A 13676-nucleotide genomic window follows, 5' to 3' on the forward strand; every position below is an offset into this window, starting at 1 on the left:
CTGCGGTGGGGGATCTCTGGTGGATGCTGTAGAAGAGGGCCGCGTTCGTTCGTCGGTACGCACCTGGCGCGACGGGCTCCTGAACCTCGGTTTCACGAATCCGATGCTCCGGCCACGTTCGACGAAGTCGACGATCAAAATCGTGCGGCCGTCCGCGGCCGAGATCCATGAGTGGGTCACGGGTGGTGAGGTCTGTCGAATTCGCGCGCTGCTTCCCGAGCCGGCGCCAGACGCCGCGGACGGGGACGGTGCCGTCAACGGCAGGGGAGCCGTGAACGGCGACGGCGGTACGGATCTCCCGAGTGACGGGCTCGACGTCTCCGTCGATGATCCAGAACCGGAGCTGGCCCCGTACGTGCTGGACACGCGGCGCGATCCACGATCTCTCTCCAGCGCGTTGCGCACCTTGCTGCGGCGTTCGAGCGAGCAGTACCTCGACCGCGGTCTGTGGACGCTCTACCTTGCGCTGGGCACGCTGACCTGGACCGACGAGACCGACCGGGAGACAGCGAGCCCGCTGCTCCTGGTGCCGGTGCAACTGGACAGGCTGGGCCGTGGTCTGGACCCGACGCTTTCCCTCATGGACGGCGACCCGATCGTCAACCCGGCGCTGAAACTGCGCCTGCAGGATTTCGAGGTGGAACTTCCGTCGGTCGAGGAAGTGGAGAACGGCGGTCTTGCCTCGCTTCTTTCCGCCGTTGGACGAGCGGTTTCCGAAAAGCCGGGATGGCGAGTCGAGGGCAGTGCCGAGCTCTCCCTCTTCTCGTTCGCGAAGGAGGCGATGTACCAGGACCTCAAGGAGAACGAGGATGCAATCGTCGCGCATCCGGTGATACGTGCGCTCGCGACTGGCCGGGCGAGTGCGGGTACCGGCGACCTGTATTTCGAAGAAATCTCCGAATCGGCGATGGACATCACCGCCGCGCCGGAGGAGAACCCGCTCGTCCTGGACGCGGACGCGTCGCAGCGGGCCTGTGTGGCCGCGGCCGTCGACGGCCGCTCCTTCGTCCTGGACGGTCCGCCAGGCGCGGGGAAGTCCCAGACGATCGCGAACATGATCGCCGCGCTGCTGCACGCCGGGAAGAGCGTGTTGTTCGTGTCGGAGAAGGCGGCGGCGCTCGATGTCGTCCGGAACCGCCTCACCGAGGTCAGGCTGGACTCCTACCTGCTGGAACTGCATTCCGCGAAGGCCTCCCGCCAGGAGGTCTCCGCCGCGCTGGGCCGGACCCTGGCCAACACGGTCCGTGCTCCCGAGCCTTTGCCGCCGGCCGAGCGTGAACGTGCCCGAACCAGCCGGGAGCGGCTGACGGGGTACGCGGAGGCGATGAACCGGACGCGGGAGCCCCTGGGGCGATCGGTGCATCAGGTGCTCGGTGCACTCGCCCAGCTGGGGGAGATGCCGTTGGCTCCCAGCTCCGTCCGTTCGGTGGAGCGTGTGTCCGCGAGTACGTTCGCTGAGGTTCTGGACGCCGCCGCCGGTCTCGCGCGGTCGTGGCGGCCGGCCGAGCTGGGGGAGTCCTTCGTCTGGCGGCAGGTTCGCGAGGTCCGGCCGATGGCTGCCACCACTGAGGACGCCCTGCGGGCGTTCGAGGGGCTGTCCCGGGTGATGGCCGTGTACCCGGCTCCGGCGCAGGCCCTGGATCTGGCGGCCCCGAGTCAGGCCTACCAGCTGGCCACTGTTCTGAGGTGCTGGTCGGCGAGGCCTGCCGGAGTGCCTGACAGTTGGCTGACGACGCGCTCGCTCGCGGACGTGCGAAGTACGGCGAAGGAACTCGAAGTCGACCTCGCCGAGATCGCCAGGCGTGAGAACGAGGTCTCGCGCGTCGCCGCAACGCCCTGGAACGTGCTGTCCGAGAAGCTTTCCCCAGCCGATCCGACACGACAGGCCTTCGCGGAACTGCCCGCCCTGGCAGTCGCCCCGATCCGGTTGGATTCGCTCACCCCGGGTGAGATCCTGAGGTTGCGGGAAAGTCTGTCCGCGGATGCGCAGATGCTCGAGACACGGCTGGGATCGCTCGCCGACATCGCCTACCTGCTCGGCTATCGCGACCCGAACATCACCTCTTTCGAGCAGGCCGACGAGGTGCTGACGTTTGCCGACCTTGCCGAGCGGGGAGCGCGCCCGGAACGCGGCTGGCTGTCAGCCGGCGGCTATGAGGACGCCTGCATCGTCCGCGAGGCCCTGAGAAGTGCGGTTTCCGACCTCGAGTCGGCCGAGCGCGCCGCGGTGCCCTACTTCACGCCGGCTGTGCTGGACGCCGACGTCGAAGGGCTTTCCCGGCGGTTCGCCGAGGTGCACCACGGCATGAGGAAACTGCTCGGCAGCAGCCGCGCGGATCGCAAGGTCCTGGCAGGGCTCGTGGCTCCCGGCCGCTCGGTGCGTGAAGCGATCGATCATCTGTCGCTCGCGGTGCGGTGGAAGGCCGCCGCGACCCGGCTGGCCGAGGTCGACGCGGTGCACGCCACCTCTCTTGGCAGCTACCACGCGGGCCGCGAGACAGATTTCGCGCACCTCGCCGCCGCGCTGGAACGGGCCCGGGCGGCTCTGCACCGTGCGGACCGACTGGACCTTGGTCGCCTTGCGGAGGTGATCGCCCGAGATGCCCCGCCCAACGACGGCCTGCTCGACGCCGTGCGGCAGACACGTCGGGACCTGCGGCACTGGTACGGCCGCCTTGCTCCGGCGCCAGCAGCCGCAATGCGTCCCCAACTGCGCAGCGACGGGCTGGCCGAGGCCGCGCACTGGGCGCGGGCACAGCTGCCCGCACTTGGGGTCGCGGCCGATTTCACCCAGCAGGTCGGCGACGCGATCGGCCGTGTCGTCACCCTTGAGGAGGCACGCTCGCTCGTCGGGCTGCGGCGGGCGGTCGACGACGCGACCGCCGGACTCGCCGACCGCAGCCCCACCTTCCCGTCCATCCTCGGCGACGGTCTCTACCGCGGCCGCGACACCGATCTGAAGGCAGTCTGGGAAGCACTCGCGTGGGCCGGGCAGCTACGCGACGAGGCCACGGCCGACCAGGACGTGCTGTCGGGCGAACAGCTTGCCGCCCTGCGCCAGGGGGAGCCGTACGAGCCGGAGGCTCTGGCGGCCGCCGCCATCCGCTGGGATGAGGCGAAGACGGCCCTCATCGCAGGTTTCGGCGAACCGCGTGCCGACCGGCTTGCGTCGGAACTGGACGATCCCGCCGCCGCGCGCCAGCTGCTGCAGACATTGCAGGCGGACCCGGACGGTCAGCAGGAGTGGCTCAGCCACCAGGACGCCCGCCGGACCCTGGAGAGATGTGGTCTCGCCGAGACCGTGGCCTTCTGCGTGGATCCCGCCAACCAGATCAACGCCGAGCAGGTGGGGCCGGTCATCGAAGGCGCGTTTCTCCGGAGCTGGGTCGATCACCATCTGCTGACCGACCCCGGGTTCGCGTACATCCGGTCTGTGGACTGTGACGCGCTCGTCGAGGAGTACCGGCACCTTGACCGGAAGCTGATCCGGGCCGCCGTCAGTGACATCGTCACCGCCTGCAACGCTCGCCGCCCGCGGCTCGACATCGTGGGCGGCGCCGCGGTCATCCGGCGCGAGGCTGAGAAGAAAAGAAAACACCTGCCGGTCCGGAGGCTGCTCGAACAGGCCGGACCAGTGGTACACACGCTCAAGCCCTGTTTCATGATGTCCCCGCTGGCCGTCAGCCAGTTCCTGCCGGCCGACATGCGCTTCGACGTGACCATCTTCGACGAGGCGAGCCAGGTGAGCCCCGGCGACGCGGTCAACTGCATCTACCGCGGCCGGGCCTTCGTCGCCGCCGGTGATCCGCGCCAGCTTCCGCCCAGCAACTTCTTCGCGGCCACGTCTGACATGGAGGAATGGGACGGCGAGGGGGACGACGACGTCGGTGACTTCGAGTCGATCCTCGACCTGGCCCGGGGTTCCGCGCAGATCAGAAGCCTGCAGCTGCGCTGGCACTACCGGTCAAGACACGAATCCCTCATCGCGTTCTCCAACGCCTCGTTCTACGAAAGTAACCTCGTCACCTTCCCCAGTGCCTGGGTGGGCGGCTCTGACGTCGGTGTCGAGCTGTTCCACGTCCCGGACGGGGTCTATCACCGTGGCCGCGGCCGAGACAATCCCGTCGAGGCACGGAAGGTCGCCGAACGAGTCGTCCACCACTTCACCCACCGGCCCGGTATGACACTCGGTGTCATCGCCTTCTCGCAGGCACAGGCGGATGCGGTCGCCACGGAGGTGGAGCGGGTACGGGCCGGGCATCCCGAACTCGAGAGGTTCTTCACGGAAGATCGACTCGACGGATTCTTCGTCAAGAACCTGGAGTCCGTGCAGGGCGACGAGCGGGACGTGATGATCTTCTCGGTCGGGTACGGCCCGGACGATGCGGGAAAGTTCCACACCGGTTCTCTCGRCCCGCTGCTGCGGCAGGGCGGTTGGCGCCGCCTCAACGTCGCCGTCACCCGAGCCAGATATCGCAACGAGATCGTCAGCAGCATCCGCGCGGCCGACCTCGTCTCCGACCGGGAGTCCGTCGGGCACCTGCGCCGCTATCTCGACTTCGCCGAGCGCGGCCTGGCCGCGCTCGGCCTGGGCCGCGGCCCGGCAGGCGACACCGAGACACCTCTCGAGGGGTCGGTCATGGCGGCGATCCGTTCGTGGGGATACGACGTCACTCCACAGGTCGGCGCCGCCGGCTACCGCGTCGACATCGGCGTTCAGCACCCGGAGCGGCCCGGTGTGTATCTGCTCGGTGTCGAGTGCGATGGCCGTCAGTACCATTCGGCAAAAACCGCCAGGGACCGGGACCGACTGCGTGCCCAGATTCTCACCGGCCTTGGGTGGCGGCTGCACCGCGTGTGGGGAACGGCCTGGTACCGCGACCGCGTCGGCGCCGAGAAGCAGCTGCGGGAAACGCTGGAGAATACGCTTGCCGCCCCGGGGACCGATGTGTTCACACAGGCCGTCACCTGGCAGCCGGAGCCGGCCCCGCCCCTGGAGATGGCGGCGGAGGAGCCGGCGCAGACCGCTGCCGGCGCCGGTGTCTCCGTGCAACCCGGCGACGTCGCCGCGACGCCGGCCTGGGCCGAGCCCTACCAACTCGCCGTCGTCCAAGGACGAAGCCGCGACTACGAGCTCGGCGAGCCCTTGAACGTCGGAATCATCGCCAAGGACATCCGTGACATCGTTGCCGCTGAGGGCCCGATCCATCTGGATCTCCTCTACCAGCGCCTCCGCGAGCTCTGGCGGACCGAGCGAATAGGCGTGAGAATCCGCGCCAACATCGACAGGGCGATCACGCGGGCCGGGGTGGGGCGTGACGGTGAGTTCCTGCTGGCGCACGACGCCGAACTGACCATGGTCCGGACATGGACCGACCAGTGCCAGCGCAAGGTTTCCCACGTCTACCACGGTGAGCTGGCGCTCGCTGTCACCAACACCGTGCGCGACAGCGGGGGGATCAGCGAAGGCGACCTGCTGTCGTACATCCAGACCGAAATCTTCGGCTGGCGCCGGCGAGGCACCGAGATCGCCAACCGGCTACGGGAGGTCATTGACGTCCTCGTTTCCGGAGACCAGCTCGTCCGCAACGCCAACGGATTTCTCGGTGGCGTGCCCACGAGCAGTTCCGCCGGATCGGCGCCGTCCCGATAAGAGATCGAAACGATTGCTGTTCGAGTGGTTCCGTCGTCGTGTTCGGGCACGCCGGACGACAGAGTTACAGGGGGAGAGCTATGGGAAGTGTCATGGATTTTGCAGAGGTTGAGCAGGTGACCTCTCTCGTGCTGGGTGGCTTGAGCGGCGAGGCTGATGGCACCGGACTGCAATGGGCCGCAGAGGCCTGGCAGGCTCTCGCCGGCTCCGGACTGACTGTGCGCCGGTCGGATATGGACCGCGTGCGTTGCCTACTGCGGGCGGCGGCGCTGGGAGCTGTGTACCGCGACTTCTGCGCGATTGCATTTGATGACGGCAGTATGGACGACTGGCGGGATGATGAGATCATCGACTACCTGGGTGGTTCACTGCCGGTCAAGCCCGCCATCGTGCGGCGGCTTGCCGCAAGTCTGGGCATAGACGTCGAGTACGAAGACTTCTCCTTCGATGTTCCGGAGGACATTCTTGAGCAGCTCGTCGAGGATCAGTATTTTGCGGTCGGCGGGGCGTTGCGCTCGATCTGGGGTGACCGTGTGTTGTTCGCGAGTCTCTTCCGGGCTGCGGAGGGATGGGAGACCGTTCTCCCTGCTTCTGAAGCCRAGATTGACGAGCTGATAGGTGAAGAGGTCTCGGGGGAGAAGGAAATTGTTTGGGGATGGCTGGTAAAATGCTTCCCGCAGCCCTGACGGTCGGGTTCGCGGTCGCGGGGTGGTAAAGGGCCGGCGAGAGGCCGCGTCCGGCTTGATCGAGGCGTGTGCGGGGCGGGTTCAGGCCGTGGCGGCCTCGGTGGCGATGCGCAAGCTGCTCGGCCTCCGGTCTGACGGGCCAGCTCCTGCTCCGACACGTCCACGGTGTCGGGGGTGCCTTCGGTGACACCGCAGTGCAGACCTTCCAGCGTCGCGCAGGCACCGTGGTCGGCGCCCTGTTCACCGTGTGGCTGGCGGTCTTCTGGGGCTTCATCTACGCCGCCGTCGGCGCGGGGCTGTTCCTGGTGTCGCTCCTCGTTGAGCGTTACCGCCGCCAGCGGGCACATGCAGGGAAATCGCAGACCACTGTCCCCTGATCGACCGGATCAGCGTGGAGCCGTGGTCAGGATGCTGGCCGAGGCCAGACCCTGACCTTTCATGCTCCGTGACCGGCCAGGGGAGCGTCGGCGTTCTCGGCGAGGAGATGTCGGCGTACCAGGTGGCGGCCGAGGTCGGTGAGGTCGACGGTGAGGCCCGGCGAGGGAAGCACGGCCCACGGTGCCGTGCCGATCGCGGCGGCGGCCGCGGCCTGGCGGGGGTCGATGTCCTCGGGAGCTCCGGTGACCGTGACCGCCCCATGGTCGGCGAGGCTGGCGAGGGTCATGCGGATCGACGCGGCGGCGAGTGCTGCGAACATTTCGGGATCGCCGGGCGGCACCTGGTCGGCGTGGTCGTCGAGAACCTCGTCGGTGAGGAGGTCCAGGTCCGCGGGTTCACCGGCGGCGGTGGCCGTGTAGAGGCTGCCGAGGAACCAGGGCACCCACGGACGCAGCCAGTCGCGCAGGTGTTCGCCCTCCCTGGGCTTGGTGGGCGGCTCCACCGGCTGGATGAGGACGTCGGCGAGGTCGGTCCACAGCTCGACGGTCAGCTCGGGCTTACCGGCGCCGGCCAGTGCGTCCTGGAGGTGTGCCGCCGTGGCGCCGGGGACGACGCGGGTGCGGCGGAGCTGGATGACGTCGAACTCGATCGCCAGCTGCCACAGCCGGGCCAGGGCCGGTGTGCCCCCTCGCCGCTCGAACTCCTCCGGCAGGTCGAGCGCGGCGAGCAGCGCCGGCCGGTCGGCCCTGCGAAGGTCGCCGCGGCTGTCGACGTTCCTGCCCTCGTCGCTGGCAGCCCAGGTGGCCAGCAGGGCGAGCCGGCGTAGCACACCGGCACCGCCGGTGGCGATCTGCCGGGCGAGGGTCGCCTCGTCGGGCAGCGAGACAGCTGGGAAGCGTGCCTGCTGCTGGCAGCCGCAGTCGCAGGCCGCGTCAGGCCACACCAGGTGCTTCGCGGGCGGTCTACCGGACGCGAGGATCGCAACCTGACCCTCGTGGATGAGCAGCCGCCCGGTGGCGTAGCCGGGATGGTCATCCATCAGCTCGCCGAGTACCAGGCGACGGCCCGCCGCGTCGCGTGCGCTGAACCTCGCCGCCCAGTCGTCGAGCACGGCGGGGTCGTCGTCGTCCAGGCTGAGGCCGTCGGCCAGGATCGCGGTGAAGACCCGTTTCGCCAGCTGCCACCGACTCGTGTCGGCCATGGCGGCCGGGTACTTCCCGGCGAGCCGGTCCAGCTCCTTGAGTAGGGTCGCTACGCGGATGCTGGCCGGGTGCAGCCGGTCGGTGGCGTCGAGGAAACGCAGGAAGTCCCGAATGGTGTCCAGGCCGTGCGCGGCGAGGCCCCAGGCATCGACCTGCCGGGGCACCACGTAGGCCATGAACAGGTCGTGGACGTCGCCGCTGCGCCAGCGGGTCGGGTCGGGCCGGCCCAGGTGATCCGCGCGAGCCTGCAGCAGGATCGCGATGCGATCACGCCACTGCCGGCCGGGCCCACCCCCACCCGCGCCGTCGAGTCCAGCACCCGGGACGCTGCCTTCCGCGGACGCCCAGGTGGCGAACTCTTCGATTACAGCCTGTTGCAGACGAAGCACCCGGAGAGCCTACCCGGGGGCATCCATGCCGAGGTCCRGTCACCCCCTCGCGGCCACGGTGGTCACGGCGGGCATCTGATGTGCGCGCGGGGCGGGTTCAGGTGACGGCGGCTCCGGTGCGACACCCAGTCCGTCGGTGTGCCTGTCAGCAGCGTAGAAGGGTTATGGTCCGGCTGGCGGGGCTGGTGGTCGTGCTGATGGCGGGCCTGGGGTTCTTCTTCCCTCGACCATCGAAGATGATCAATGTTCCGGTGGGAAGCGTGAGGCCGTCGAGGTAATGGTCGAGCTGGTCCAGCGCCGAGCGGAGCGGATCCGACCTGCCCTTGCGCCAGACCTTCAGCTCAAGTGCCTCGCGCTGGGTCTGACGGGCTCCGGTCGCATCTGTGTAGGGCCACCGCAGCAGGAGGTCGATGCGGCCTGAGCCGATGCCGTACTCGCGGTCGACAAAACCGCCGCCGTTCACAATGCGCTGCAAGAAGCCCATGAGCACGATGTGGGGTGCGATCTCGTGGTAGTCGGGCTGCTTGGCGGCGAGAGCCCGACCGTGTTCCGCCCAGAACTCGGCGAAGGCGGTGAGCAGCCCGGGAAAATCGAACCGGCCGTCAGACAGGACGAATGCCTGAGGATTGGCGGTGACGGTGGCAGCCACGCCGGAGGCGAGGACGCGGGGGATGACCTCGTGGTAGATGGGGTTGGCGATGCGGGGCGGGTTCTCGGGGGCGATCAGGCCGAGGTCGCGGGTATAGATCAGACCGTCGTCATAGGGATCGAAAGCCGCGATCCCACCCGCGAGGATCGGCTCGAGGATCGCGCGCACCCGAGGTTCGGCGAGGCGGGCGGCGAGGGAGTCAAGGTGGGTCGCGCGCGCGAGGATCAGCCGTTCCTTTGCCGCGGCGATGTGCTCGACGGTGATGACTTCGCCGACGGGAACCGCGATCTTCTCGACGACTTCGCGGGCCAGGGCGTTGACGAGCCAGGGCTGGCCCCGCGTGAGTTCGCTGGCGTACTCGACAGCCTCCGGAGCGAACTGCTGGCCGGTGTCGGCAGTGTGCTGATCGTAGAGCTTCCGGACCTCGTCGAGGGTGAAGTCACCGAGCCGGAGAGACTCGAGCTTGATATTGAATGGGCTGGAACTCCCCAGAGCGGCGGGGGCACCGCCGGCCGCAGCTTTGTAGTCGCGAACGTCGCGTAGACCGACCAGGGCGACCGAGCAGGGAAAGGGACGGGTCGAGCGGCCGGTGTAGCCGTTGCGCAACTGGCTGAGGACGGTGATCAGTGCCGCCCCCTTCAGCGCGTCGATCTCGTCGAAGACGAGCACCAGCGGGCGAGGGCAGGCATCCGCCCAGGCCGTGAGCGCCCTGGAGAGAAGGCTGTTGTCGGAGGCCTCCGGCCACGGCGGCGGGTTCAGCTCGGGCGGAAGCGCGTATCTCGCCTCGTCCGTGATCTGGTCGAGGATCCCGCGGGTCGCCGCGCCGACGTCGTCCGCCCGTGCCTGGCCGGTCTCGCACGAGAACCACAGCGCGGCGTACCGCCCCGAGGCAGTCAGCTCCTCCGCGAGCGCCCGAAGCGTCGTTGTCTTCCCCGTCTGCCGGGGCGCGTGCACGACGAAGTACGCCTCCTGCTCGACGAGGCCAGGGGCCTCCGGCAGCCTGGGCAGCGCCGGGATCATGTAGTGCCTGTCCGGCCGGCAGGGGCCAGCCGTGTTGAAGCGGCGCCCCATCGTCTCACTCCCTCTCCGGACCGGCACCGACACGCCGTGCTCTGTGTACCCGAGCCTACCGACCCGCGAGCTCCAGACGATCACGCACGTCGCAGGACCGGCGGCCACCCCGACTGAGGCGTCCGGGGCGGGTTCAGGTGGTGGCGGCCTCGGTGGCGATGCGCAGCTGTTCGGCTTCGACGATCTGGCGGGCGAGTTCCTGCTCGGAGACGTCCACGGCGTCGGGGGTGCCCTCGGCGACGGCGCTGCGCCGGGCGAAGGCGTCGAACATCCGCCGTTTCTCGGCGAGGATCTCGCGCAGGCGCCGGTCCACCCCGACGGTGCTGACCAGGCGGTGCACCTGCACGCCGCGGACCTGGCCCATCCGGTGGCACCGGGCGATCGCCTGCTGCTCCAGGGTGGGTTTCACCTGCGGCTCACACAGGATCACCACGGACGCCGCCTGCATGTTCAGACCGGTGCCGCCGGCCGCGATCTGGCTGACCAGCACCGCCGGACCGGCGACGGAACTGAACTCGTCGACGATGCGCTGCCGCGCGGTCGCCGGCGTGCCGCCGTCGAGGGGGCCGACGACCGTCACCACGCCACCCAGCTCGGCCCGGAGCGCCTGCTCCACCACCGTCAGGACGTCCAGGAAATAGGAGAAGACGACGACCTTGCGCCGGTTGGACGCCGCCTCGGCGACGATGTCGAGCAGCCGTCGCAGCTTGCCGACCTGGCCGCCGACGCCGCCGCCGGGTGCGGCGGAGCTGCCCGGTGCGGCCGGGGCCGGGTAGGCGGCGCGGCGCATGGCCATGAAGTTGCCGGCGAGCACGGCGTGGCGGTAGGCACGCTCCTCGGCCGGGCCGAAGTCCTCGGCCTCCTCGACCTCGATCAGCTCGGGCAGTTCGGAGAGCACGTCGTCGATGTTGCGGCGCAGGTAGGCCGGGGCGACCGCGCGCCGGAACGCCTCGGAGGCCATCCGCAGCGGTCCGGTGCCCGGGTCGGTCGTCAGCTCCGGTTGCAGGTAGCCGACGAGGGCGCGGAACTCCTCCACCCGGTTCTCCATCGGCGTCCCGGTGAGGAACAGCACCCGCCCGGCCCGGTCGGCGAGTCCGCGGACCGCCTGCGAGCGCAGGGCCTGCGGGTTCTTGATGTAGTGCGCCTCGTCGACGACCAGCATCCCGATCTCGACGTCGGACGGGACCGCCAGGGACCTCGCGACGTCGAAGGTGGTCACCGCGACACCGCCGTCGCGCGTCCAGCGACGCAGCTCACCGGCGCGTTCCGGCCCGTGCAGGCGACGGGCGGCGAGCAGGCTGCGGGCCTCGACCTCCCGCATCCAGTTGACCAGGACGGCGGCCGGCGCGACCACGAGGAAGTGGGTGGCGCCGAGCGTCCGCAGGTGCGCCAGTGCGGCGATGGCCTGGATCGTCTTGCCCAGGCCCATCTCGTCGCCGATGATCACCCGTCGCTGGACGAGCGCGAACCGTGCGCCGAACGCCTGGTAGCCGCGCAGCGCGACCCTGCGGTACGACTCGTCGAGCTGCTGGGCCCGCACCCGCTCGGCGATCTCGGCCGGCAGGCCGCCCTCGGCCGCGGCGACGTCCAGCCCGAGATCGACGATCTGGCTGAGCAGGCCGTAGTACTCGGGGGCGCGTCGCTCGAAGTCCTCCCACACGGCGCCCGGTTCGACCGGTGCGTCCACCAGGTCACCCGCGGAACGCAGCGGGCCGACGATCTGGTCCGGTCCGGTGGACGTCACCAGGCCGGTCGCGGTCGCGTGCCCGAGCAGCTCGTCGATGCGACTGACCGCCGCGACCGCCCGTTCCCGCGCGGACAGGCTGGCGAACAGGTGCCGTACTCGCCCCCGTGCCGGGGCGGCCTCGCCGATCCGGGCGGGCAGCTCCTCGGCGAGAACGGACGTCGTGTCACCGGCGCGGGCTTGGGCGAGGGCGCGTTCGACACGGTCGAGCCGATGCAGCGCGACGAGCAGATCGGTGCTGTAGGCGTTGGCCGGGTCGAGCTCGATGTGGAACCGGATGCTGTCCTCGGCGGCAGCGGAGAGCTGCCGGGCGGCGGCGACGATCTGCGTGATCGACCGCTCCCCGAGACCGGCGATGCGCGGGGCCGGGGCAGGCCCCGTGTCGAGCGTGTTCAGGACGTCCAGCACGGTGCGGAACCCGGCGGTCTCCAGCGGGCCCAGGCGCACCCGCTCGCCGGTGACCTCCCGCAGCCGGGCCAGCGGCATGGTCGCCAGGTCGCGCCGGACCATCTGGCCGCGCAGCGCCACGAACCGCTGCTCGACCTCCCCGCGGATCCGCGCCCTGCCCGCCTCGACGGCCTGCGCGGCGGCACCCAGCGTCTCGGCCTGCTGCAGCAGCCCGCGGACCGCCCGCCGGTCCGCGGGGTCGATCCCCATCAGAACCACCTCCGCCGCGACCGGCGCGCCGGGGGTTGGAGCGCAGGCGTGGGCTCAGGGGATACCGGCGGGGACGTCGTCCGCGGCCGCGGCGTGGACGACGCGACCGGCACAGAGGGCACGGGAGCAGGGTGGCCGCCGGCCATCCCCTCCACTCCCTCCACCTGCCCGTTCGACGAGACGGTGGGAAGGCGCACGCCGACGCGGGTCGCAAGGCCTGCCGGGACGACGAGGGCCACCGCCTCCACGACCGGTTCGGGCTGGTCGAGATGCAGGTCCGCCTCGATGTCGGCGAGCCGGCGGCCCAACCGGTACTCCAGAACCTCCGCGCGCTGCCGCGCGGTCGCCGGGCTGATGCGGCGGTCACGGGAGGCGGGCGTCACCACGTCGCCGGCCGCCCGCGTGCCGCTCCTCCTCGCCGGGCCCGGATCGTCGGCCCGCCAGGCCCGCCACTTCTCGATCTCGGCCCCCAGCCGGTCGGCGACCAACCGCCTCGCCCGCTCCGCGGGTGGCTGCACCCGCGCCCGCACCTCGTCCAGGTGAGAGGGCAGGAGATGGTCGAACGCCCACGTCCGCACCACGTCGGCCGGCGGTTCACGCAGCCAGGGGGCGGCGTCCCGGCCGGGGGCGGCGAGCGCCGCGGCGCGCACGGCATCCACCGGGCCCACCACACCCGCACCCACGGCACCCCGGCCCGCACCCGGGCCCACCGCACCCGTACCCGGGGCCGTCGTCCCCACGGCTGCGGCGTCGCGCAGTTCCAGATACCGCAGGTACGGCGCGGGTTCCCGGACCGACGCCGTGCCGTCCGGACGCAGCTCCACCACCGTCATCCGGCGCGACACCACACCGGCCGGCTGATGACCGTCCCGGATCTCGGCGCTGACGATCGCGAGCAGCCGCGGAACGTCGCCCGGATCCGTCGGGTCGACGAACACGGCTCCGCCCCGCAGCACGTCGCGTGCCCGGCGCAGGACCCCGTCGGTGACCGCCTCGACGAGGGGATGCGACGGTTCGAGCAGCTCCGCGGCCCTGGCGGGCCCGGTACCGAAGGTGACCCGCCGGTAGCCGGGATGCACGACACGCCGGGTGGGAGACACGACAGGGTCCTGACCGGTGTGCGTCGTACGGGTGTCCCGCAGCGCGGGCGGGACGTGGACGACCTGGTGCAGGCCGGGCTCTCGCGGCTCGACGCGGCCACCCAGGGTGGGGAGGGCGGCCAGGAAGAACTCCTCCACGTCCGCTGG

The 13676-nt window shown here is 70.4% G+C and carries 6 protein-coding genes and 1 pseudogene; 3 read left to right on the top strand and 4 right to left on the bottom strand.

The window, feature by feature from the left end; genetic code table 11:
• The first annotated feature begins 19 nt into the window (after nt 1-19).
• The 3 genes from CC117_RS24840 (at nt 20) to CC117_RS37100 (ending at nt 6716) form a co-directional block, all read left to right on the top strand.
• The gene (locus CC117_RS24840) at nt 20-5653 is read left to right on the top strand and encodes a DUF3320 domain-containing protein (RefSeq protein WP_198541975.1); all 5634 of its coding nucleotides are present in this window, start codon (nt 20-22) and stop codon (nt 5651-5653) included.
• A gap of 92 nt (nt 5654-5745) precedes the next feature.
• The gene (locus CC117_RS24845) at nt 5746-6339 is read left to right on the top strand and encodes a hypothetical protein (protein WP_071088214.1); all 594 of its coding nucleotides are present in this window, start codon (nt 5746-5748) and stop codon (nt 6337-6339) included.
• A gap of 194 nt (nt 6340-6533) precedes the next feature.
• Complete coding sequence (locus CC117_RS37100; protein WP_131803132.1) at nt 6534-6716, top strand: hypothetical protein; 183 nt, start codon at nt 6534-6536, stop codon at nt 6714-6716.
• A gap of 59 nt (nt 6717-6775) precedes the next feature.
• Here CC117_RS37100 and CC117_RS24855 read toward each other — a convergent pair whose 3' ends face one another.
• From CC117_RS24855 to CC117_RS37575, 4 genes and pseudogenes are all read right to left on the bottom strand, one after another.
• Nucleotides 6776-8308 carry a hypothetical protein gene (locus tag CC117_RS24855; protein ID WP_071088219.1) on the bottom strand — a complete coding sequence of 511 codons (1533 nt, stop codon included), beginning with the start codon at nt 8306-8308 and terminating at the stop codon, nt 6776-6778.
• A 145-nt stretch (nt 8309-8453) separates the two neighbouring features.
• The gene (locus CC117_RS24860) at nt 8454-10028 is read right to left on the bottom strand and encodes an AAA family ATPase (RefSeq protein ID WP_071088221.1); all 1575 of its coding nucleotides are present in this window, start codon (nt 10026-10028) and stop codon (nt 8454-8456) included.
• Nucleotides 10029-10161: 133 nt separating this feature from the next.
• Nucleotides 10162-12429 carry a DEAD/DEAH box helicase gene (locus tag CC117_RS24865; RefSeq protein ID WP_071088224.1) on the bottom strand — a complete coding sequence of 756 codons (2268 nt, stop codon included), beginning with the start codon at nt 12427-12429 and terminating at the stop codon, nt 10162-10164.
• Nucleotides 12429-13676, bottom strand: a pseudogene (locus CC117_RS37575) (hypothetical protein); the annotation flags it as partial. The gene CC117_RS24865 and the pseudogene CC117_RS37575, both read right to left, overlap by 1 nt.

Source organism: Parafrankia colletiae (assembly GCF_001854655.1).
Lineage (GTDB): Bacteria > Actinomycetota > Actinomycetes > Frankiales > Frankiaceae > Parafrankia > Parafrankia colletiae.

What these genes read in the sequence shown, in the direction of transcription:
- CC117_RS24860 (WP_071088221.1), bottom strand. Translation starts at nt 10,028, where the DNA reads ATGGGGCGCCGCTTCAACACGGCTGGCCCCTGCCGGCCGGACAGGCAC.
- CC117_RS24865 (WP_071088224.1), bottom strand. Translation starts at nt 12,429, where the DNA reads ATGGGGATCGACCCCGCGGACCGGCGGGCGGTCCGCGGGCTGCTGCAG.